This window comes from Arthrobacter sp. B0316-1-20 (assembly GCF_059091865.1).
This window is the reverse complement of sequence record NZ_JBNHHC010000017.1, coordinates 1-20053: the sequence shown is the minus strand read 5'-3', so window position 1 is coordinate 20053 and position 20053 is coordinate 1. Positions and strand designations below refer to the sequence as shown.

Below are 20053 nucleotides of genomic sequence, written 5' to 3'. Positions count from 1 at the left end.
TTCGCTTGTGGCGCGCCAGAGTGCCAACGAGGTTGTAGCGCGGATCGTTGGCACGGGCCCAGTCTGGTCGGGCTGTAATCCGGAGCGAAATAGCCGGCCACATTGATCGATGCGGCCCACCGGTCCGGGTGCAGGACGGAGAACATGGTCGCGCACCAGCCGCCGGCGCTGTAGCCGGTGGTTGCCCAAGCACGCCCGGTTGTCCACAGTGCGCAGGTTTTGCCTGATCCAGTTCACCAGGTCCACGGCCACTTAAGACTCGTACCGTCCGTCGGAGCCGTTCACGCATTCGATGGGCGTGGACCGACTGGCCATGCTGCTGGCCGGAACCGATATCCGCGACGTGCTGAACTTTCCTTTCGGACTCCCCACATCGACCTGCTGAGACAATAACGGTTCAGCGGACCAGGCCGGCAACCAGGTTAATGCTCGTGGCCAGCACGATAGTACCCAGCAAGTAGGAGAGCAACGCATGGCGCAGGGCCGTGGAGCGGAATGCGTCGGTTTTCAAGTTGGTGTCCGAGACTTGAAACGTCATTCCAATGGTGAAAGCCAGATAGGCGAAGTCCCGGTAATGCGGGCCGCTGTCCTTGTTGAAGTCCACGCCGTCGCGGTCCCGGTAGTAAAGGAAGGCGTAGCGCAGGGTGAAGAGAGTTTGAACCAGGAACCAAGACAAGCTAATGCTGCCTAAGGCCACCGCTATAAGTCCCGCTTTCGCAATTCCCTCGGCGGAGCCGGCGTCGAGCAATATCAGCACGACGCCCCCGAAGCTGGCCAAGGTGGCGGCAAGGACGAGGGCGTCAGAGGCAGCGCGGCCGGTATCCTCCCGAGCCGCGTGGGCGGCCGTGGCAGCGGAGGAGAGGCGGCCGATGACGGGCCAGACCCAGATGAGGTAGGTCAAGGAGGCCGCGGCCCAGCCCAACGATGGAGCGTACGCCGCGTTCCCGGTCAGTCCGACTGCGAAAGCGGTAAGGGCGCCAACGGTGAGCATCACCGCCAGCCGCGCCGATGAACGGTGTTTCCGGCTGCGGAAGTTCTGCACCGACATGGCTACATTCTGGCAGAACGGCGCGGGAAATCAGCTGAAAGGAGGGGTCTGGCCTCCGAGGATGACTCCGGCGAGGGCGACCGCCGCGCGGAGACTTGGGTTGTGGCCGGTTCAGCGGCTCGCCCCCTATCGCCTCGAACTAGGGCGGTAGGGGGGGTCACCACCCGGGACGTGCTTCACCGGCTGAGTGGCCTTGGCGCCGCGATCGACGAGGTCAAGAATGCGCGCCTGTGGAGATCGAAGTGGACGCGAACGACGTGGCATATTCCAGTTCGTGCTCAAGCGACGTGGACTGCTACCTGCCCAAGATGGCAGTTCTAAGGGCGAACCTGCGCGACATCGTGGACCGCGTCCACGAACTATCCACCGGTCATGCCGTGGACGTGGTGCTGCTGGACTACTGGAGCGTCTGGCTTGGTAACCAGTATGCACGCGAGCAGGGACAAGCCTACGTGGAGGCGGCGGCGGCCGTCACCGACGAGGTCAACACAGTGATACGGGACGTCGCCGCGCAGACCGGGTCCGCTTACGTCGACCTGCGCGCGGCGTTCAAAGGCCCCGACTACAACTACGACGAAACCCATTACCTGGCCGCGGACGGCGAGCATCCCAACGCCGCCGGGCATCAGAAGATCGCTGCCGCCCTGCTCGACAGCCGCGATACAAGCTGAGCCGAGCGAGGAAAGCCGGACCGCCACGCGCCCGCGAGTGCTTGTATCGTGGGCTTATGGATGGGAGGCTGCCGGCGGAGCTGCGCCCGCCCGTACAGGTGGCGTTGGCCCGCGCCGTGGAAAAGATGCCGCGCCCTGGCTCGCTCCCAGGAGGAGCCTGGTACGAACCAAAATGGGACGGGTACCGCGCGGTTATTGGCCGCGAGGAGGATGAGACTTCCATCTGGTCCCGGCAGGGCAAGAACCTTTCACGGTACTTCCCGGATCTGGTGGAGGCGGCGGGGAATCAGTTGCCGCCCGGCTGCCTGCTCGACGGCGAAGCAGTGATCTGGTCGGAGGATCGGCTGAACTTCTCCGCCCTCCAGCAGCGGCTGAGCGCGTCAACAAAAACACTTCCAGGGCTGGTGCGGCAAGTGCCGGCCCACTTCGTGGCCTTCGACCTACTCGCCGCCGCCGGGCACGACGTCCGCTGTCAACCGTTCCGGGTCCGGCGGGAGTTGCTCGAAGAACTCGCCCGAGGCTGGTACGAAATCCTCGAAATATCCCCTGGCACCACTGACCCTGCCACTGCCGCAACGTGGTTCGAAGAACTGCCCGCCACCGGCATCGAAGGTCTCGTCATTAAGGGCGCCGGCCAACCCTACGAGGGCGGGCAGAGGCAGTGGCAAAAGATCAAACACCGCGACACTATCGATGTCATCTGCGCGGCAGTCATCGGTCCCCTTACCAGGCCCGAGGCCATCGTCGCCGGGCTGCCTATCGACGGCGAACTCCGTATCGTCGGACGTTCCGGGCCGCTGAAAACCGCCGCTAGTAAACTGCTGGGAGCCCAGCTGCAGCCAGCCGGCCCGGATCATCCCTGGCCGCACCGGGTGAAATCCACGCTCATGGACCGCTTCAACGCTGACGCAGGTGAAACGGAGCTGACCCTCGTGGAACCGCTTGTCGTCGAAGTGTCAGCCGACACCGCGATGTCCGGCACATCCTTCCGGCATGCAGTGCGGTTCCTCCGGTCCAGGCCGGAGCTAGACCCGGGATCGGTGAGCGCGCAGGCGGACTTTGTCTAGTGTCTGTGGGTGGTCGACGGTTGCCTTTGAGTATGGCTATGCCTAGTCTCGAAGAGAGGCGGACGGTCCGGTCGTGTCTTCTAGAAGCTTCTCTTAAGCAGTGGGAGTAGGGCTTCATTTTTGAAGGGTGGCTGCCATGAAGCCGCAAATCCCAACCAGCACCAGCCCCATCTCCATCGCCAGCATTGATTCCACCGTTTATCGGGGCCTGAGTGTGGAACGTTCCCCCGAAGTGCCAGCGGTAACAGGATTGCCAGCCAGCATGTCGCCCGCCCAAGCGAGGATGCTCGCGGAGGTTGTCAGCCGGTCCGGGGGAGCTGGAAGCTGCGGAGTGGGCGCTTGACCAGGCTAAAGCGGTGGCCGGCGAGCAGATTATCGCTGCCCTGTCAGCGGGTCTGTCCGCGGAGCAGGTCGCGGAAGCTGCAGGCGTCTGCGAATACGACGTAGAGGAGATCTTCGCAGCTCAGGCCCTTGCAGCAAGCTGATGCAGCCGCCTGCAATAGTGACCAATCCTGCGAGCCTGCGAGCCTCTTGCTCCTCAGAGCTTCTCTCCAACGATCTCCAAATATGCACCGGCGGGGCGCCGTCGAAGCGCGCACGGCGCCGAGGTGCATGACTATGTTGCCCTGGAATCACCGGTGCGCGCCCGGACAGACCGCCGTCGACCTCGGTCAGCGGCTAGCGAAGCGTGGCGCCGCGGTTTCGTTGTGCCGAGGCTGTTGGTCAGGTGAACCGTTGACTGTTATATAATAAGTTTGCTTATAATTCCTTATGCCTGATCTTTCCGCTTGGCCCATACCCCGGCTTTTGTCCACAGCAGCCAGACTCGTCGAATACAGGTGGAACGAACATCTGGCTTCTGTCGGCCTGACCCATGCCGGGGCTATTGTCCTGGAGATCCTGGCCATGGAAGGGGAGATGACCCAGGCGAAGCTGGCCAAGCAGGTGCGGGTGGAGCCGCAGACCATGGGTAAGACCGTGGGACGGCTGGAAACGACTGGTTACATATCCCGCGTTCGCAGCCAAAACGACCTGCGTCAGCAACGAGTGAGCATCACCGAACGAGGAGTGGAGGTTTTTCGGAAGGTGGCGCGGTTGGAGCAAGAGCTTTTGGGCGCGGACGGCGAGATGGAGCAGCTCAAAACGCAGCTTGCTCGTGTCATCCGCGACCTCGGGAATGAAAGGTTCGGCATTGTCGGATTTCGGCCGGCCTGACCCGAGAACCAATAACAGCACTCTTCCGTGCTTGCATGGTCACAGTCGTGGTCTTTCCCTGCGCTCGGTTTCGATCCGTTCCTTGCGGACCTGTTCGAGTACGGACTCCTGGTCCGTTACGGTGTCTTGGTCTAGCCTGACCCGATCGACGGGAACGGTTTGGGGCGGCCGTCTTCTGCAGCGGCGGGCGGGTGTTCTATGGCGAGGACCGCGATGTCGATGCGTCCCGGGGTCAGGCCGGTGCGGCTGAGGGCCCCGGTGATCTGTCCACGCACGGCCTGGGCGACTGTCAGGGCCGCGTAGGCGATGTCGGTGGCGATGTCGAGGTGGATATCGGCAACGCCGTCACGGACGGTGGCGAAGACACCGTCCCGCCGGGTGGGAGTGGAGTCGACGCGGTTTCTGCTGAGGATTTGAGCTGCTCCTGAACCCAGATGAGCGAGAAGGTTCTTCAGGGTCGGTTCGAGCCGAAGAACGCCGGGAGTATCGAGGGCGGCGCGGGCAGCTAGATCGGCCACAAGGTCGCTGTTGATCAACCGGGCTTCGAGGGGCCGCTCAGACATCGTAGAGATCCTCCACGACGATGTTGATGGTTCCGGCGTCGACTCCGACGTGTGCCGTGATCATGCCGGTGATCCGTTGACGCAGCAGGTGGGCCGCTTCGGGGATATAGGTGCCGGCGGCCACGGCGATCCGGAGGTCCACTGTGAGAACGGCGGTGCCGGCAGGGGGGCCGGGGTTGTCCGCGATCTCCAGGTTGTCGGAATGAGCGCGGCAGCGCCGGGCCCGCACCCCCGGAAGGGCGTCGGCTCCCAACCAGATGACTGTGGAGATGGCCTGTTCGCTGAGCTCGATGACCCCCTGTTTGACGTGGTGGACGGGGATCCGGTTGCCCCGCCGGACTTCGGCGCGGGCCACTTTCATGATGGCGTCTTTGACCGCACTGCGCGGCTGCAGGGCGGGGTTCTCTTCATCCTGCGCGCGCAGGGTGCGGGTGGCCTCCGAAAGCTGTGCCAGACTGGCCCGTGCCGTCCGGCACCTGTCGCAGTATTGCTCGTGGGCGTCGGGCGGCTGGTTAATGCTGGCCCACACCTCATCGATGCTGCGGCCGCAGCCGAGTCGGGGGGTGTTGTCGTCTAGCGCCATGGGCTCATCTTTTCCACGAGTTGTATTCGGGCTCTGGCCAGGCGGCCTCTGACTATCTGTTCACTCACCTGGAGCGTTGAGGCTATCTCAGCGTAGCTGCGCCCATGGATTTCCCGGAGCAGCCAGCAGGCGCGCTGGGTGGGCGGGAGGGTTTCCAGTGCTGCGGCCAAGCCATCCAGCTGCAGTGATATTTCCGCCGCGCAGGCCGGATCGCCTCCGGCCTCGGGGCCGCTGAAAGTGAAATCCGCGGTGGCTTCCAAGGTTGCAGGCTCCTGGACTATTTCCCGGTGGATGGAACGTCGGCGCAGAGCGTCGAGACATCGGTTGGTGGTCATCTGGTAAATCCAGCCGCCGAAGGCCTCCGCATGGGTCAGCAGCGGCAGTTTTCTCCAGCAGGCCACCAGAGTTTCCTGCACAACGTCCTCGGCTTCGCCCCGGTCGTTGAGCATGCGGAAAGCGAGGCGGAACAGTTTCCCCTGGTATTCCCCGACCAAGTATTCGAACGCACCCAAGTCGCCGTCCTGCGCCCGGGCGACGACGGTTGTTTCGTCCAGTTCATGGGGCCGTATCACGACAACGGGTTCACGCCTATCCATCTGAATGGCTTCGAACACTAGGACCGAGGGCTTATGGCCACTATCCCAGACGATGCCGGTGAGCGGAACGCCCAAGACCAAAGAGTTTTTGCTGGCTGCGTGATGTTTTGTGCTTACGTACGTCTTTCTCTTTGTAAGCAGCACATTGGTTGATTGAGGAGATGATTCCCGTGACCGAAGCCTCGAGGAACCCTGCACAGCCCGGCGGACAAGTGGCGACAGGGGAGGAGCAGAGGCTCAGCCCGGTCGATGAGCATCGCCGCAAAGCCGGGCCGCTGCACACAGAGCGCGGCGATACCACAATAGAGGAAACCGTGGTGCAGAAGCTCGCGGGAATGGCCACCCGTGAGGTTCCCGGGGTGTATACGATGGGCAGCGCGGCCCGGCGGGCGTTCAGCGCCATGGCCGAACGCATTCCCGGCGCCCAAACGAACGTCAGCGGCGGGGTCATGGTGGAAAAGGGCGAGCTCCAGACCGCCATCGGCGTCAGCATCGTCGTCGACTATGGAACGTCGATTGTTGAGGTCAGTCAGGGTATCCGGCGCAATGTGATTCAGGCTGTGGAGCGCGCGACCGGGCTGGAAGTTCTCGAAGTGAACGTCCATGTCACCGATGTCCATCTGCCGGAAGATGACCGGCAGGAATCCGAGACCAGAAAGACCCCTGAGCTGCAGTAGCAGCCTCCGCGCTCCGGGGCCGCCGTATTTGAAAGGAGGATTCCATGTCCTTTACACAATGGTGTCTGGCAGTTGGTCTGGTTTTGGGAATTGTCTTGGCCTTCGGAGGCTTCGTGGCCCTGCTGATAGTGGTCCTCTTTGGCCTGATCGGACTGGTCGTGGGCCGCATCGCAGAAGGCAAACTGGACGTGCAGGCCCTGTTCGGCAACGCGAGAAGCCGATGAATGCCCCGGCAACACGCGCGGGCTCTCTGCCGGATGCCGGTGGCCCGGAGTCGCGGGGACGCACCGTTTTGGACCACAAGGTGGTGGAAAAGATCGCCAGCCAAGTTGCCGGCGAGGAGTCCTTCGCCGGCGGCACCTCCGGGGGATTCCTGGGCCTAGGGGCGCATGCGGACTTTGCCGCCCGTCCCCAGGCCTCCGTGGAGCTCGCGGGTAATATCGCCGCCCTCACGGTGGAAGTTGGCCTGCTCTATCCCGTACCGCTGCGGCAGGCGACCGAACAGCTGCGCCGCAGGATCAGTGAACGCGTCACAGCCCTGACCGGGGTACAGGTGCGCCAAGTTGACATCACGGTGTCCTGGCTGAGACCTGCCGTTGAATCCTCCGGACGCCGGAGGCTGTTGTGAGCCGGCGGGATGGGAAGGCCACCTCCCTGCGGCACCGTCCCAGCCGCGCTGTACCGGCCCTGATCCTGGGAACGCTGCTACTGGCGGCCGGGACCGGACTGGTGTGGGCGGCAGTGTCGCGGATGCTCACGGGCTGGTGGCCGGCGTTTCTCGCCGGGCCACGGGACTGGCTCGCCGGTTTGACTTGGAACGCTCCCGCGGCCTGGGCGGTCGGGGCAATCGCTGCGGTGGTGGGTGTCGTCCTGCTGCTGGCAGCGTTGATGCCAGGTCGCTTCAACGCACTGCCGTTGGTGTCGACCGGAGACGGATCTGCACAGGTGGGGGGAACCCAGGAGACCATCATGACTCGCCGCTCAGTGGCGCGCCTTGCCGCCGCGCACTGTGAACATATCGACGGTGTCAGTTCCGCATCGGCCACGGTGTCACCGCATGCGGTCCATCTGAACGTGGCCACGGCCCTGCATGAAACAGCCGAGCTGCGCGGACGGGTCATTGCCGCGGTCAGTGAACGTCTGACAGGGGCCGGTCTAGATCCCGTCCCGAAGGTCACCGCTTCAATCCGGTCGAAGGAGTAAGAGCGGCAGCGACCCGTCCGTCTGCCCGTTACCGATAGGAGGCACCCTTATGCGCCAGCACGCCGGAGCCCTGAATCGTACCTGGCTGGCCATCCTCGGCATTCTCGTCCTGGCCGGCGGTGTCCTGATCCTGCTGGTCGCCAGCGGAATCCTGCAGACCATGAGCAGCGCCGTCGTCCCTGCCGGCAGCCCCGTCGTGACCGGGGACCTGCACGCCATTTTCAGCCCCGCTTATGCCACCGCCATTGTCCTTGTCGTCGGGCTCATCACAGGTGCCCTGGGATTGTGGTGGATATTGGCGCAGATTCCGCGGAAGAAACCCGCCGGCAAGTATCGGCTGCATCGGGATCCGGCTTCCGGAACCACATTGTGCGACGCCGCCGTACTGGCCTCGGCCGTGGAGCACCAGACCAATACATTGCCCGGTGTGATGGGCTCCTCGGCCCTGCTGCGCGGCACCGCCACGGAACCGGAACTGACCATGAAAGTTACAGTTAACAACCGAGCCGACGTCCAGGACGTCCTGCACCGGATCAATACCGAGGTCATTCCGGACCTGTCCACCGCATTAGAGACACCGATGCGGCGGACCGGAATCCAGATCGAGGTCAGCAGTCGCAACGCCCAATCCGGCACCACTGCGGAGACCACCGGAGCAGTGATCTACTGAGCTGAAGGCACGGTGGGCTACTCTCTGCTCCGCACTCCACGGTGGGGCAGAGAGTCGATGCGGGTCGGCTCGTACACCGCACCCCCGGGCAAACGACCTGTTCGGGCAGTCTCCGTCGGAGATCATGAGCCGGGCCTCGCTGACCGTTCGTGACCGGCGGGGCGGCCAGAGGGTACCGGGGGAAGGTGCGTGTTCTTGACAGCATCAAAACGACACCTGTGCTGCCGATCGGCGATTCCAAGGCCGCCTCCCAGCACCGCCAGCAGACAGCACCGCTCTCCGCGGCCGCTGCTTTCCCTGACGGTGCCGTGACCTCCAAACCCCGGTCTCGTGGGAGTTCGAGGTGGCAGGTGTCGGCGGCTTTGGGGCGGCTTCGGAATTCTGTTACTGCTGCGTTACTGCGAGGCAGTTTCAGAGGCAAAGCGAAGGCCCCGGTTCCCTTTGTTTGTGAGGGAACCGGGGCCTTCTCAGCTGGCGGTGACGGTGGGATTTGAACCCACGTTGGCTGTTACACCAAACAACATTTCGAGTGTTGCACCTTCGGCCGCTCGGACACGTCACCAACGCGTCAACTTTACCCGTTGTTGGCCCTGAGCCCCAAAACGGCCGGCGGGACGGCTGCGTCAGAGCCGGAGATCGCCGCGGTGGCCCGCAAAGAAGCCCCGCAACATGGCGGCCGACTCCTCCGCCCGGACCTCCGGGTAGACCTCCACCCAGTGGTTCAACCGCCGTTCGCGCAGGATGTCGAAGACGCTTCCGGCGGCGCCGGCCTTCTCGTCCCAGGCACCGAAGACCACCTGCGGGATCCGGGCCAGCACAATAGCGCCGGCGCACATGGCGCACGGTTCAAGAGTGACCACCAGGGTGCAGCCGTCCAGCCGCCAGGATCCGAGCTTTCGCGCCGCCTCTCGAATGGCCACCATCTCGGCATGTCCGGTGGGGTCGTGGAGCGCTTCCCGTTCGTTGCGTCCGGTCCCCAGCACCTCGCCGTCGGGCCCCACCACCACCGCGCCGATCGGGACATCGAATGTGTCCATCGCCAGGCGGGCCTGGTCCAGGGCAAGGCCCATCCAGTGATATTGCTGCGGATCAATTGGGCCCATGGCACCATTCTGGCAGGCCCGGTGTTTGTCCCTGCCATCCGGCTGCCGGTAGTTTTGGGGGATGCGCGTACTCGAAGTGGACCATCCTCTTGTTGCCCACAAACTCACCGTTCTCCGCGACAAGACCACTCCGTCGCCCGTCTTCCGCCAGCTCACCGAAGAACTGGTGACCCTGCTCGCCTACGAGGCTACCCGCGAGGTGCGCACCGAGCCGGTGGAGATCGAGACACCGGTGACCCTGACCATCGGCACCGCCTTCACCAAGCCGACCCCGCTGGTGGTGCCGATCCTCCGCGCCGGCCTCGGAATGCTCGAGGGCATGACCAAGCTGGTGCCGACCGCCGAGGTCGGGTTCCTGGGCATGGCCCGCAATGAGGAAACCCTGGACGTGATCACCTACGCCGAACGGCTGCCGGCCGACCTCACCGGGCGCCAGGTGTTCGTGCTGGATCCGATGCTGGCCACCGGCGGTACGCTGCGCGAAGCCATCAAGTTCCTCTTCGCACGGGGCGCCGCCGACGTGACCTGCATCTGCCTGCTCGCCGCGCCCGAAGGGCTGCAGGCACTGCGCGACGAACTGGAGGAAACCAACGTCTCCATCGTGGTTGCCTCCATTGACGAGAGGCTGAATGAGAAGGCCTACATTGTGCCCGGACTCGGCGACGCCGGCGACCGGCTGTACGGCGTGGCTGGCTGACCCCGCGGACCACTCGGACCAGTCGGTGTGGCCCGGCCCCGCACCTAGGAGGTACGTCCACATTTTGGACACCTTGCAAAGGTAAGCGTTTTCGTTCTAGACGCTCCTCTTGACTGCCTCTACGGTTTAGACGTGAATATTTATGCGGTCAAAGCTTGAAGCGCCGCTTTGGACCGATAATTATTCATCCCGTTTGGTGTGATCCCTCGCACAAAAACGCTGATTCGTCTCAGTATGTGAGATAAGCAGGCTTATATTACTTGCACGTAAGCTTTGTTACGAGGAAACTCATGGATGTGAACAACAACGCAACAGCATCTGCAGCCGCAGCCATCAGTGACGGGGTGTCTCCCCGCGAACTGACGGACTGTTGCCGAATGCAGGCCTAACTCACCACCCCCAGAGTTATCCAGGCAATTCAACTGTCCAATGGCGGGCGCCAGAAACACATCCCGTGCGGGCATGCCATGCATTCGCGCCGCGATGACGGCCATTCACACATGAGGTTCTCAATGTCAGTTTCATCCGGATACGTCCACATCTCCGTCCGTAACGCACAGAACCGGGCGGCCGCCGCCCAGCGTCAGGCCGCAGGACAGCACCCGCAGTTCGGCGGGCAACCGCACCAGGGGGAGCAGCAGCCCTACCGCGTGCTGCGTGCGGTGCCGGGCCAGTACGACGCCGGTGCCGCCAATCCGACCACGGCGCCGACTCCTGTGGTCACCCCGAATGGAATTCCCGGACCGCAGGCAGTCTCTAACGACACTGTTGCCCGCGGCTTTGTTCTCTACGTGGGCCTCGATGAGGAAGCCGCTGCTGCCCAGGGAACGTCGCTGAGCAAGCTGGCCGCCCAGGTCCGTGCCTATGTGCAGTCGCTCGCCGCGGGTGCCCAGACCCACGGGGCCGTTGCCTTGGCCCCGGCCGACGCGCCGGGCGAGAACATCGATGTGGTCCGCCAGGCCCTCGGTGACCCCACCGTCAGCCGGCGTCCGCGCACACCTGCAGTGGAGATCCAGCGCCAGCCGCAGCAGGCCTCGCATGCCAGCCGGCCAAGCGGCGTATTGATCGATCTGTCCCGCCGCGAGGTGCACCTGGACGGCGAGACGCTGAACCTGACGTTCAAGGAATTCGAGCTGCTCAACTACCTGGTGGAGAACGCCACCCGCACGGTGGGCCGCGAAGAGCTGCTCTCCGGGCTGTGGAAGAACGCCGAGGAAGTCCCGAACGAACGCACCATCGACGTGCACATCCGCCGGCTTCGGTCGAAGCTGGGCCGCTTGGCCAACACCGTGCGCACCGTTCGCGGCCAGGGGTACCGGTTCTACGAGCACCCGGAAGTAGTCGTTTGGGCTGCACCGGAGTACTCGATCTAGCATTTCCCTACATCGCTGGCCCGCGCTTTCCGAAAGCGCGGGCCAGCTGTGTTTTCGGCACCTCAGTTTCTCCGTTAGAGGCCGTATTTTTCGAGGAGGCGGAGCCAGACCTCGCTGATGGTGGGGTAGGAGGGGACAGCGTGCCACAGGCGGTCCAGCGGGATTTGGCCGACGACGGCGATAGTCGCCGCGTGCAGCAGTTCGCCGACGCCGGGTCCAGCGAAGGTCATGCCCACAATTACCTTGCGCTCCTCATCCACCACCATCTGGGCCCAGCCTTGGTAGCCGTCGGCGTAGAGCGAAGAGCCGGCGACGGCGATCGGCAGCTCGGTGGTCGAGATGCTCAGTCCGCGCTCCTTGGCTTGGGTTTCGGTCAGTCCGACGAAGGCGACCTCCGGATCGGTGAAAACCACTGAAGGAACCGCCGCGTCGTCGGCCGTGTTGGCATAGCGGCTCCACGGTTCCGGATCACCGTCCAGCTCGCCGGCAGCCCGGGCGGCGATTGCATCTCCTGCCGCCCGTGCCTGGTATTTGCCCTGGTGGGTCAGCTGCGCCTTGCCGGCCGCATCGCCCACCGCGTAAAGCCAGCCGCCGTCCACGCCGGTGACCCGGCCGCTGGCGTCCACGGTGAGATGCTTTGGATCCAGTCCCAGGTCTTCGAGCCCGAGTCCGGACAAGGCCGGGTGTCGTCCGCTGGAGACCAACAGCTTGGCTCCCGTGACGGTGTCCGACGTCCCCGTCTCCCCGTCCGAACCTGCCGCCGTCAGCGAGAGGGTGACGCCGCCGTCGTTAGCGTCCGCACGGGATGTTGCGGTGTGCAGGTGGATCCGCACTCCGTCGCGGCGCAAGCCGGCTTCCACCAGCCGCCGGGCCGGTTCGGGAAACTTCGTCAGCAAATCGCCGCGGGCCACGAGCGTGACATCGGTACCCAGCCGGGCGTAGGCCTGAGCCAATTCGCAACCCGAGACGCCGCCGCCCAGCACCAGCAGGCTCTCCGGGACCTCGCGCGCCGAAGTTGCCTCGCGGGTTCCCCAGAAATCGATCTCGGCCAACCCGTCCACCGGCGGAACGGTTGGGGCGGATCCGGTGGCCAGTACGACGGCGTGGCGCGCGGCGATGCGCGTCCGCGTCCCGTCGTCGTCCGTGACCGTCACATCGCGCGGGCCGCTGAGCCGGGCGGTGCCGCGGAGCAGTTCGATGCCGGCCCCGTCCACCCATTCCACCTGGGAGGAGTCGTCCCAGTGCGAGGTGAACGAATCCCTGCGGGCCAGCACCGCGTCTGCATCCAGGCTGCCGGTCACGGCTTGGGCGGCTCCCTGGACGCTGCGCGCGGCCTGCAGCAAGGTGCCGGGACGCAGCAGGGCCTTGGACGGCATGCAGGCCCAATAGGAGCATTCGCCGCCCACCAGTTCCGATTCCACCAGGATGGTCTTCAGTCCGCCGCTGGCGGTGCGCTCCGCCGCGTTCTCGCCGACCGCGCCGGCTCCAATCACCACTACGTCCGCTTCAAGTGTTTGCTCAGGCATGTGCCGAGCCTTGCACCGCACCGTTGAGGTGGCAAGGGGCCAACTACACTCGTGGTGTGAACGACCACCACCTGAAGAAACTGATGATCATGCGCCACGCCAAGGCCGCGTGGCCGCTGGGGGTCGAGGACCACGAACGGCCGCTGGCCAAGCGCGGGCACGATGAGGCGCCGCTGATCGGACGGTGGATGGTGGAGCACGACTCCATCCCCGACTTCATCTTGTGCTCCTCGGCGCTACGTACTCGGCAAACCTGCACTTGGGTGTGCAACGAGCTGGGGGAGAAGGCGCCGACGCCGATGCTCTCCGACGAGCTGTACGACTCGCCCGGGGCGAGGGTGCTGTCCGAGATCAACCAACTGCCCGACACCATCACCTCGCTTCTGGTGGTGGCCCACATGCCTGCGGTGCAGGACCTGGCGATGCGGCTGGCGTCGGTGGACTCGGACGAGGAGGCCGTGATGGACATGGCCACGCATTACCCGACGTCCGGCCTGACCGTGCTCCAGCATGCCAAGAGCTGGGCCGAACTGGACGGACGCGACGCGGCGGTCACCAATTTCGTGGTGCTGCGCTGAGCGGCACATCCACTATTCAACAGGTGCCCTTTCCAGCGCTGAAAAGGGCGTTATTTGAGCAGTCGAATTTCAGGGGCAGCGGCGCCGGTCAGACGCGGATGCGGCGCAGCTTGTCCGGGTTCCGCACCAGATAGATCTCCCGGACCAGGCCGCCGTCGATCCTGAAGCTGGCCACGGTATCCACCGCACCGTCAGCATCAACGGCAACCAAGGCAGGCAGTCCATTGACCTCGGTCACGTGCAGTTGGAACGGGGTGTCGGGCTTGCTGGTGACACCGAGCAGGAAGCGAAGCACCTTCTCCACCCCGAGGATGGGCCGCAGCGCCGCCGACTTCTGTCCACCGCCGTCGCTGGTGAGGACGACGTCGGGGGCCAGCAGCCCCAGCAGCGGCTCCACCACTCCGGTGGTGGCCGCGCGCAGGAACTGCTCGGTAATCCGCTTGTGCAGAGCCGGGTCCACCTGATTCCTGGCCTGCCGGCTGGCCACATGGGCGCGGGCGCGGGACATCAGCTGCCGCACCGCGGCCGGAGAGCGGTCCAGTGTGCTGGCGATCTCCGGCGCCGGATACCCGAAGACTTCGCCGAGGATGTAGGCGGCGCGTTCCAGGGGTGAGAGCTGTTCCAGAACCACCAGCATGGCCAGCGAAACGTCGTCGGCCAGCACGGCTGCGTCGTCGGGTGCAGGGGCGGCAGCCGCGGCCGGCAGACTGCTGACCGGTTCGGGCAGCCAGGGGCCCACGTACTCTTCGCGACGCCGCTGCTGTGTGCGGATCTGGTTCAGTGCCAGGTTGGTCACCGTCCGGAACAGGTAGGCGCGCGGTTCCCGGACTTCCTCAAGAGATACTTCGGAAAAGCGCAGCCAGGCCTCCTGGACTACGTCCTCCGCGTCCGCCGCGCTGCCCAGCAGCCGGTAGGCCGCACCAAAGAGCGGGCCCCGGTGCTGCTGGAACACGTCGAGGTTCGACTCCGTCGTCGTCACTTCAGCCTCCACTGCTGTACGTATCCTTGAACCTTGCCGTCATGGCTTCGGAATATTCCAGCACGTCACGCTCCGACTCGCTCTTCCCGGTGGCGGCGCGCCATTGGGGGGACCGACCGCAGCTTGTTGCCGACACGTTGGCCCTTAGCCGCAGCAACGGCACGCGCGCGGGCTGCACTCACCACCCGGCCGTGCCCGGGCCACCCTTGAACGGACCAACGATCTGCGTGGTGATCCAGCCGCCGTAGAAGTCACCGTCCTGGAAGGTCACCTGCTCGCCGTTGACCTCGCAGGAGTCCATGTGGCGCGGGTAGAGGGCCGCCCGGGTACTGAGCGGCAGGAAACCCGGGGCGGGTTCCGGGTACGTCCACCCGGCACGGGGAGCGACTACTCCGCCGGCAACGACGTCGAAGTAGTGCGCTTCTCCTTTGAACTCACAGAAGCTAGTGCCCTCGACCGGGACGAGTACACCGGCAGGGAATGAGTCCAGTGGCAAGTAGTAGACAGGGGGATGACTCGTCTCCAGGACGCGCACCGCATCGGTGGTGTCGGCAATCACCTCGCCGCCAAGCCGCACGATGACCCGTTCCGATCGCGGCTCAACCCTAGGCGGCCGGGGGTAGTCCCACACCGATTCTTGACCGGCCTTGGGTTTGATGGGCTGGGACGTCGGAAAGTGCCGGAAAAACCGTGAGCAGGAGTCATTCACCCATGCTGCCACCTTGCGCTGGGATCCAGCCGTGAAGAAGAACCGACGGCGGTCAAAAGGGCAAGAAAATGCGGCCCGGTCGGTGACCGGGCCGCATCTGTTGGTGCGCCCAGAGGGATTCGAACCCCCGGCCTTCTGTTCCGTAGACAGACGCTCTATCCAGCTGAGCTATGGGCGCTTGGCCTCGCGGCCGGATACAACTGTAGCGTGTTTACTGGACGGTCGCCAAATCGAGTAGCCGAACCCCGGTTCCGGCCCGGAATTCCGCACTTTACTGGTCCTCACTGCCGGCGGGCTCCCGGTGAACGCCATGTGAACTAGACCGGTCTATATGACCTTAATCACATTATTGACGACGGTCACATCCAAAAACCCCGGAATCGCGGGCCTCATCCTACTCGACCCCTCCGCAGCGGTATGTCTGGCCCCCGACTGGTCTAGCCGGTGGCCCATAGCATCGATACACACCACTGGCCCAAGAAAGGGATGAGTCATGGGCGATACAACGCGTCAGCCGGTTCTTGAGGAAACACTTGGGGACGCCCCAACTACACACGCAAAGCTTCTGGCCTGGGTGGCCGAAGTTTCCGAGCTGACGCAGCCCGACTCTGTGTATTGGGTGGACGGCTCCGAAGAGGAATACGCACGTCTGACCGACCACCTGGTCGAGGTCGGAACGCTGCAGCGGTTAAACCAGGAGCTGTTCCCCAACTCGTTCGTGGGTTTTTCCGACCCCAAGGACGTGGCCCGCGTTGAAGAGCGGACCTTCATCTGCTCCGAGAAGGAAGCAGACGCCGGGTTCACCAACAACTGGATGGACCCCGCCGAGATGAAGGCGATCCTCACGGAACGCTTCGCGGGCAGCATGCGCGGACGCACCATGTACGTGATCCCGTTCGTCATGGGTCCGCTGGATGCCGAACAGCCGCAGTTCGGTGTGGAGATCACCGACTCCGCCTACGTGGTCGCGTCCATGCGCATCATGGCCCGCATCGGCACCGACGTGCTGCGCAAGATGGAAGCCGAGGACGCCTTCTTCGTGCCCGCGCTGCACTCGGTTGGCGCCCCGCTGGAGCCCGGCGAGGCCGACGTCGCCTGGCCGTGCAACGAGGAAAAGTGGATTGTGCACTTCCCGGAGGAGCGCTCCATTTGGTCCTACGGTTCGGGCTACGGCGGCAACGCGCTGCTGGGCAAGAAGTGCTACGCCCTGCGCATCGCCTCGGTGATCGCCCGTGACGAGGGCTGGCTGGCCGAGCACATGCTCATCCTCAAGCTCACCAGTCCGCAGGGCAAGTCCTACAACATTGCGGGGGCCTTCCCGTCCGCTTGCGGCAAGACCAACCTGGCGCTGCTGGATCCGACCATCGAAGGCTGGAAGGCCGAGACCCTCGGCGACGACATTAACTGGATGCGCATCGGCAAGGAAGGCGAGCTGCGCGGGGTGAACCCGGAATACGGGCTGTTCGGCGTTGCGCCGGGAACCGGCTGGAGCACCAACCCGAACGCCATGCGCGCCATCGCCAAGGGCAACTCCATCTTCACCAACGTGGCATTGACCGACGACGGCGGTGTCTGGTGGGAGGGCATGACGGACGAAGCGCCGGCTCACCTGATCGACTGGGAGGGCAACGACTGGACGCCGGATTCGGGGCGACCCGCTGCCCACCCGAACTCGCGCTTCTGCACCCCGATCTCGCAGATCGACATGCTGGCACAGGATTACTACAGCCCCGACGGTGTGGAAATCCATGCGATCCTCTTCGGCGGCCGTCGCAAGACCACTATTCCGCTGGTCACCCAGGCCCGCTCCTGGAGCCACGGCATCTTCATGGGCTCCACCCTGTCGTCGGAAACGACGGCGGCCGCGGCCGGCGCGGTAGGCGTGGTCCGCCGCGATCCGATGGCGATGCTTCCGTTCATGGGCTACAACGCCGGCGACTACCTCAAGCACTGGGGCACCATCGAAGGCAAGGCCAACCCGGAGCGCCTGCCCAAGGTCTTCCTGGTCAACTGGTTCCGTCGGACGGCCGACGGCGGCTTCGCCTGGCCGGGCTTCGGGGAGAACTCCCGCGTGCTCAAGTGGGCCATCGAGCGCATCGAGGGCACTGCCGACGCCAAGGAGACCCCGATCGGCTACGTCCCGACCGGCGAGTCGATCGACCTGACCGGCCTGGACATGACTCCGGAGCAGGTGGAAGAAGCCGTCAAGGTGGATCCGCAGGAGTGGAAGGAAGAGCTCAAGGGCATCGAAGAGTGGTACGCCCGCTTCGGTGATTCCCTGCCCGACGAGCTTGCTGCCGAACTTCAGCAGTTGCAGGCCCGCTTCGCCTGACCGAGTAACGATGGCCGCCGTGACGGCCCCGGATGAGACCCTTGCGCATACATGCAGGGGTCTCGTCCTTTTAACCTCCCGGTTTCAGCTGTCTGCGCCAGGCTCGTCAGCGCCCCTGCGATTTTGCCCCGGCGGTCTAGACCACTGGAGGATCGGGCCCAGGCGCGGTAGCAGTGCTCCGGACCATAGACTCTGCCCGGTGCCATTGGTATGTTGATGCCCCAACTCGAGGCTCGGGAGCAACAACCTACATAGGAGGCGTTTCATGGCTGCTACTGATGGCGCGGATGTCGTCGACATCCTCACGGCCGACCACGAGGACATGATTGACCTGCTCAGCCAAATCGAGCAGACCGCCGACCCCGGCCAGCGCCGCGACCTGGCCGATACCGTCATCGCCGAGGTGATGCGCCACGCCGTGGCCGAGGAGATGCTCGTCTATCCCGTGATTGAAGAGCATGTTCCGAACGGCAAGGAAGAGGTCGAGCACGACAAGGAGGAACATGAGGAAATCGTCCAGCTCATGAAGCGGCTGGAAGACGTTGACTCATCCGCCCCGACCTTCATGGAATTGGTCAGGGAACTGGAGGGAAAGTTGCGCCACCACGCGAATGACGAGGAAATGGAGCAGTTCCCGAAGCTGCGCGCGCACATTCCCGAGGCCAAGCTCCTGGATTTGGCCGAAAAGGTCCAGAACGCCAAGAAGGTTGCGCCGACGCGGCCTCATCCCAGTGCGCCGCATTCTGAACTGTTCCACAAGACCATTGGCCCCGGCGTTGGCATGGTGGACCGGCTCCGCGACAAACTTTCGGGACGCCACACAGGCTGACAGCGGCCGGGCCAGCCTGTGGAGCCGTGCGGGTCAGGCCGGGCGGCGGGGGAACAAGGTCACCAGTACCGGCTCCATTTGTGACTGGTGCGGCAGTGCCGACACCACAACGGAGTCGAGTTCGAGGTAAAACGCCTCGCGCGCACGGCGCAGGGCCCGGCGCAGCCCGCAGTTGTTGTTCATCGGGCAGTCGCCGTTGGGCGACTCGCAATCCACCAGGTCCTCGCGCGCGTCCAGCGTGCGCAGCAGGCTGCCCACCGTCGCGGCCCGTCCGGCGGGGCTGATCCGGACGCCGCCGGACCGGCCGCGCACCGCCTCAATGAGTCCGAGTCCGCGTAGTTTCAGCACCGCCTTGCTGACGTGGTTGTACGGCGTTCCGACGCCGTCGGCAATGCTCTGCGTGGTCATCAATTCCCCGCCCGGGGCTGCGGAGAGCAGCATGAGCGCCCGCAGGCACACGTCGGAGAAGGCATTGATACGCATGCTTGCAATATTAGCCGTCAGTCGGCGGCCGGATTCCCTGCTGTGCCGCGCCTCACGGCGTGTCCCGGCACCCGTGCCGGCCGCATGACGGCGCGGGTGAGGCGGATCAGTCCGGGCCGGTGTCTTCGACTGGTTCCTGATCGGGCCAGACGAGACGTTCCTGCGGATCCACAAAGGGGTCCGGGTAGCTCCACTTGCCGTCGTCGTCGTGATGGTAGGGCTGGATGGCGGAAACGGCGACGCCGGTTGAGTGTTCCACCGCAATCTGGATCGCGTCGGCGTCCTCTTCGGGCAGGAAGATGTCGCTGATCACTGCGACGGCGCGGAAGTCGCCGCGTTCCTGCCGCAGGGTGGCATACAGATCATCGATCATGCCGTCCACGTTGACTTCGGCTGCCTCGGTTGCCTCCGCGTCCAGGTCATCGGGGGAGACCACCACCAGGCGCAGTCCGCCGTCGTGGGTGGTGACCAGCGCCGCGGGCAGGAACGCTCCGTGGTCGGTCAGCTGCTCCTGCGCCACGCCCAGTCCGGTGCCGAACAGGGTGTCGATGTCGGCAAGTACCTCGGCGGGAATGCCGTCGCGCCACGACGCACTCATGCTGCTTCCCGGACCCGGGCCAAGACATGTTCGCGGAGGGTGGTGAGCAGCGCCGGGTTGGTGGCTTCGGCGTTCAGGCGCAGGAACGGTTCGGTGTTGGAGGGGCGCAGGTTGAACCACCAGGAGCCGTCGTCGGCAATGACGGTGGTGCCGTCAAGGCGGTCCACGCTCACTCCGGCTCCAGCGTAGGCGGCGGGGCAGGTGGCGGCGGTGGCGGCGGTCCCGCCGGCGGCCGGGGCGGCGGCCAGCGCGGGGGCGAAGTCGGCCAGCACGCGGGCGACGGCGGCGGCCTTGTCCTCCACCTGCGAGTTCAGTTCCCCGGTGGCGTGGTAGGGGTCGTACTCGTCGGCCAGTTCCGAGAGCGGCGCCTGCTGTTCGCCGAGCGCGGCCAGCACGTGCATGGCGGCAAGCATGCCGGTGTCCGCGTTGTAGAAGTCACGGAAGTAGTAGTGCGCGGAATGCTCGCCGCCGAACACTGCCTTTTCTTCGGCCATGTGCGCCTTGATGAACGAGTGCCCCACCCGGGTGCGCACCGCCCGGCCGCCGGCAGCGG

The 20053-nt window shown here is 64.8% G+C and carries 25 protein-coding genes and 2 tRNA genes; 14 read left to right on the top strand and 13 right to left on the bottom strand.

From position 1 onward, the window contains the following. Positions 1-397 precede the first annotated feature (397 nt). On the bottom strand, positions 398-1048 hold the full coding sequence (locus tag AC5RW2_RS24660) for a DUF1345 domain-containing protein (protein WP_493963843.1): 651 nt from the start codon (positions 1046-1048) through the stop codon (positions 398-400). A gap of 230 nt (positions 1049-1278) precedes the next feature. Between AC5RW2_RS24660 and AC5RW2_RS24655 the strand changes: the two genes are divergently transcribed. From AC5RW2_RS24655 to AC5RW2_RS24640, 4 genes are all read left to right on the top strand, one after another. Further along, the gene (locus AC5RW2_RS24655; protein ID WP_493963842.1) at positions 1279-1719 is read left to right on the top strand and encodes an SGNH/GDSL hydrolase family protein; all 441 of its coding nucleotides are present in this window, start codon (positions 1279-1281) and stop codon (positions 1717-1719) included. Between the two features lie 56 nt (positions 1720-1775). Continuing rightward, the gene (locus AC5RW2_RS24650; RefSeq protein WP_493951958.1) at positions 1776-2786 is read left to right on the top strand and encodes an ATP-dependent DNA ligase; all 1011 of its coding nucleotides are present in this window, start codon (positions 1776-1778) and stop codon (positions 2784-2786) included. A gap of 296 nt (positions 2787-3082) precedes the next feature. After that, positions 3083-3271 (top strand): hypothetical protein, encoded by a 189-nt coding sequence (locus tag AC5RW2_RS24645; protein ID WP_493951957.1) that lies wholly within the window; start codon positions 3083-3085, stop codon positions 3269-3271. Positions 3272-3557: 286 nt separating this feature from the next. Further along, positions 3558-4001: a MarR family winged helix-turn-helix transcriptional regulator gene (locus AC5RW2_RS24640; protein ID WP_493963841.1), complete on the top strand. Its 444-nt coding sequence runs from the start codon at positions 3558-3560 to the stop codon at positions 3999-4001. Between the two features lie 131 nt (positions 4002-4132). On the opposite strand, the gene AC5RW2_RS24635 is transcribed toward AC5RW2_RS24640, so the two are convergent. Genes AC5RW2_RS24635 through AC5RW2_RS24625 form a run of 3 tightly spaced genes read right to left on the bottom strand, consistent with a single transcriptional unit; the run spans position 4133 to position 5887 of the window. After that, positions 4133-4564, bottom strand: coding sequence for a hypothetical protein (locus AC5RW2_RS24635; RefSeq protein WP_493951953.1), 432 nt, complete (start codon positions 4562-4564; stop codon positions 4133-4135). Then, positions 4557-5147, bottom strand: a complete 591-nt coding sequence (locus AC5RW2_RS24630) for an Asp23/Gls24 family envelope stress response protein (protein WP_493963840.1) — start codon at positions 5145-5147, stop codon at positions 4557-4559. Before AC5RW2_RS24630 ends, AC5RW2_RS24635 begins: the two co-directional genes overlap by 8 nt. After that, on the bottom strand, positions 5138-5887 hold the full coding sequence (locus AC5RW2_RS24625; RefSeq protein WP_494074729.1) for an RNA polymerase sigma factor: 750 nt from the start codon (positions 5885-5887) through the stop codon (positions 5138-5140). Before AC5RW2_RS24625 ends, AC5RW2_RS24630 begins: the two co-directional genes overlap by 10 nt. 26 nt (positions 5888-5913) lie before the next feature. Here AC5RW2_RS24625 and AC5RW2_RS24620 point away from each other — a divergent pair, with 26 nt between their 5' ends. From AC5RW2_RS24620 to AC5RW2_RS24600, 5 genes are read left to right on the top strand one after another with little or no spacing between them, the layout of a single operon-like run. Then, the gene (locus AC5RW2_RS24620) at positions 5914-6420 is read left to right on the top strand and encodes an Asp23/Gls24 family envelope stress response protein (RefSeq protein ID WP_493951950.1); all 507 of its coding nucleotides are present in this window, start codon (positions 5914-5916) and stop codon (positions 6418-6420) included. A 44-nt stretch (positions 6421-6464) separates the two neighbouring features. Further along, the gene (locus AC5RW2_RS24615) at positions 6465-6644 is read left to right on the top strand and encodes a hypothetical protein (protein WP_493951949.1); all 180 of its coding nucleotides are present in this window, start codon (positions 6465-6467) and stop codon (positions 6642-6644) included. Then, positions 6641-7048, top strand: coding sequence for an Asp23/Gls24 family envelope stress response protein (locus AC5RW2_RS24610; RefSeq protein WP_493951948.1), 408 nt, complete (start codon positions 6641-6643; stop codon positions 7046-7048). Before AC5RW2_RS24615 ends, AC5RW2_RS24610 begins: the two co-directional genes overlap by 4 nt. Next, complete coding sequence (locus tag AC5RW2_RS24605; protein ID WP_493963838.1) at positions 7045-7623, top strand: DUF6286 domain-containing protein; 579 nt, start codon at positions 7045-7047, stop codon at positions 7621-7623. The genes AC5RW2_RS24610 and AC5RW2_RS24605 overlap by 4 nt, the downstream gene beginning before the upstream one ends. 49 nt (positions 7624-7672) lie before the next feature. After that, the gene (locus AC5RW2_RS24600; protein ID WP_493951946.1) at positions 7673-8293 is read left to right on the top strand and encodes an Asp23/Gls24 family envelope stress response protein; all 621 of its coding nucleotides are present in this window, start codon (positions 7673-7675) and stop codon (positions 8291-8293) included. Positions 8294-8765: 472 nt separating this feature from the next. Here the strand turns inward: AC5RW2_RS24600 and AC5RW2_RS24595 are convergent. Both AC5RW2_RS24595 and AC5RW2_RS24590 read right to left on the bottom strand, forming a co-directional pair. Then, positions 8766-8855: transfer RNA gene (locus AC5RW2_RS24595), tRNA-Ser, on the bottom strand. 61 nt (positions 8856-8916) lie between these two features. Beyond that, entirely contained in the window at positions 8917-9396 is a 480-nt protein-coding gene (locus AC5RW2_RS24590; protein WP_493963837.1) for a nucleoside deaminase, read from the bottom strand. 61 nt (positions 9397-9457) lie between these two features. Here AC5RW2_RS24590 and upp point away from each other — a divergent pair, with 61 nt between their 5' ends. Then, positions 9458-10093, top strand: coding sequence for a uracil phosphoribosyltransferase (gene upp / locus AC5RW2_RS24585; protein WP_493951944.1), 636 nt, complete (start codon positions 9458-9460; stop codon positions 10091-10093). A gap of 512 nt (positions 10094-10605) precedes the next feature. Further along, the gene (locus tag AC5RW2_RS24580) at positions 10606-11466 is read left to right on the top strand and encodes a winged helix-turn-helix domain-containing protein (protein WP_493951943.1); all 861 of its coding nucleotides are present in this window, start codon (positions 10606-10608) and stop codon (positions 11464-11466) included. A 74-nt stretch (positions 11467-11540) separates the two neighbouring features. Here the strand turns inward: AC5RW2_RS24580 and AC5RW2_RS24575 are convergent, their stop codons facing one another. After that, positions 11541-12992 (bottom strand): dihydrolipoyl dehydrogenase family protein, encoded by a 1452-nt coding sequence (locus AC5RW2_RS24575; RefSeq protein ID WP_493963836.1) that lies wholly within the window; start codon positions 12990-12992, stop codon positions 11541-11543. Positions 12993-13048: 56 nt separating this feature from the next. Here AC5RW2_RS24575 and AC5RW2_RS24570 point away from each other — a divergent pair, with 56 nt between their 5' ends. After that, positions 13049-13570 (top strand): SixA phosphatase family protein, encoded by a 522-nt coding sequence (locus tag AC5RW2_RS24570; RefSeq protein ID WP_493963835.1) that lies wholly within the window; start codon positions 13049-13051, stop codon positions 13568-13570. Between the two features lie 88 nt (positions 13571-13658). On the opposite strand, the gene AC5RW2_RS24565 is transcribed toward AC5RW2_RS24570, so the two are convergent. The 3 genes from AC5RW2_RS24565 to AC5RW2_RS24555 form a co-directional block, all read right to left on the bottom strand. Further along, positions 13659-14561 carry an RNA polymerase sigma-70 factor gene (locus AC5RW2_RS24565; protein WP_493951940.1) on the bottom strand — a complete coding sequence of 301 codons (903 nt, stop codon included), beginning with the start codon at positions 14559-14561 and terminating at the stop codon, positions 13659-13661. Between the two features lie 166 nt (positions 14562-14727). Continuing rightward, positions 14728-15108: a DUF427 domain-containing protein gene (locus tag AC5RW2_RS24560; protein WP_493963834.1), complete on the bottom strand. Its 381-nt coding sequence runs from the start codon at positions 15106-15108 to the stop codon at positions 14728-14730. A 251-nt stretch (positions 15109-15359) separates the two neighbouring features. Beyond that, positions 15360-15436 (bottom strand) — tRNA-Arg (locus AC5RW2_RS24555). Between the two features lie 315 nt (positions 15437-15751). Between AC5RW2_RS24555 and AC5RW2_RS24550 the strand changes: the two genes are divergently transcribed. Further along, positions 15752-17590: a phosphoenolpyruvate carboxykinase (GTP) gene (locus AC5RW2_RS24550; RefSeq protein ID WP_493951938.1), complete on the top strand. Its 1839-nt coding sequence runs from the start codon at positions 15752-15754 to the stop codon at positions 17588-17590. Positions 17591-17855: 265 nt separating this feature from the next. After that, positions 17856-18419, top strand: a complete 564-nt coding sequence (locus AC5RW2_RS24545; protein WP_493951937.1) for a hemerythrin domain-containing protein — start codon at positions 17856-17858, stop codon at positions 18417-18419. A 33-nt stretch (positions 18420-18452) separates the two neighbouring features. Here the strand turns inward: AC5RW2_RS24545 and AC5RW2_RS24540 are convergent, their stop codons facing one another. The 3 genes from AC5RW2_RS24540 to AC5RW2_RS24530 form a co-directional block, all read right to left on the bottom strand. Next, the gene (locus AC5RW2_RS24540; RefSeq protein ID WP_493963833.1) at positions 18453-18902 is read right to left on the bottom strand and encodes an RrF2 family transcriptional regulator; all 450 of its coding nucleotides are present in this window, start codon (positions 18900-18902) and stop codon (positions 18453-18455) included. Between the two features lie 106 nt (positions 18903-19008). Beyond that, positions 19009-19500: a hypothetical protein gene (locus AC5RW2_RS24535; RefSeq protein ID WP_493963832.1), complete on the bottom strand. Its 492-nt coding sequence runs from the start codon at positions 19498-19500 to the stop codon at positions 19009-19011. Beyond that, on the bottom strand, positions 19497-20053 hold a 557-nt coding region (locus AC5RW2_RS24530; RefSeq protein ID WP_494074728.1), incomplete at its 5' end, for a phosphohexomutase domain-containing protein. The genes AC5RW2_RS24530 and AC5RW2_RS24535, both read right to left, overlap by 4 nt.

Coding starts and splice junctions, on each gene's coding strand:
- AC5RW2_RS24660 (WP_493963843.1), bottom strand. CDS start 1,048: ATGTCGGTGCAGAACTTCCGCAGCCGGAAACACCGTTCATCGGCGCGG.
- AC5RW2_RS24650 (WP_493951958.1), top strand. CDS start 1,776: ATGGATGGGAGGCTGCCGGCGGAGCTGCGCCCGCCCGTACAGGTGGCG.
- AC5RW2_RS24640 (WP_493963841.1), top strand. CDS start 3,558: ATGCCTGATCTTTCCGCTTGGCCCATACCCCGGCTTTTGTCCACAGCA.
- AC5RW2_RS24635 (WP_493951953.1), bottom strand. CDS start 4,564: ATGTCTGAGCGGCCCCTCGAAGCCCGGTTGATCAACAGCGACCTTGTG.
- AC5RW2_RS24630 (WP_493963840.1), bottom strand. CDS start 5,147: ATGGCGCTAGACGACAACACCCCCCGACTCGGCTGCGGCCGCAGCATC.
- AC5RW2_RS24615 (WP_493951949.1), top strand. CDS start 6,465: ATGTCCTTTACACAATGGTGTCTGGCAGTTGGTCTGGTTTTGGGAATT.
- AC5RW2_RS24610 (WP_493951948.1), top strand. CDS start 6,641: ATGAATGCCCCGGCAACACGCGCGGGCTCTCTGCCGGATGCCGGTGGC.
- AC5RW2_RS24600 (WP_493951946.1), top strand. CDS start 7,673: ATGCGCCAGCACGCCGGAGCCCTGAATCGTACCTGGCTGGCCATCCTC.
- AC5RW2_RS24590 (WP_493963837.1), bottom strand. CDS start 9,396: ATGGGCCCAATTGATCCGCAGCAATATCACTGGATGGGCCTTGCCCTG.
- upp (WP_493951944.1), top strand. CDS start 9,458: ATGCGCGTACTCGAAGTGGACCATCCTCTTGTTGCCCACAAACTCACC.
- AC5RW2_RS24580 (WP_493951943.1), top strand. CDS start 10,606: ATGTCAGTTTCATCCGGATACGTCCACATCTCCGTCCGTAACGCACAG.
- AC5RW2_RS24575 (WP_493963836.1), bottom strand. CDS start 12,992: ATGCCTGAGCAAACACTTGAAGCGGACGTAGTGGTGATTGGAGCCGGC.
- AC5RW2_RS24550 (WP_493951938.1), top strand. CDS start 15,752: ATGGGCGATACAACGCGTCAGCCGGTTCTTGAGGAAACACTTGGGGAC.
- AC5RW2_RS24545 (WP_493951937.1), top strand. CDS start 17,856: ATGGCTGCTACTGATGGCGCGGATGTCGTCGACATCCTCACGGCCGAC.
- AC5RW2_RS24540 (WP_493963833.1), bottom strand. CDS start 18,902: ATGCGTATCAATGCCTTCTCCGACGTGTGCCTGCGGGCGCTCATGCTG.
- AC5RW2_RS24535 (WP_493963832.1), bottom strand. CDS start 19,500: ATGAGTGCGTCGTGGCGCGACGGCATTCCCGCCGAGGTACTTGCCGAC.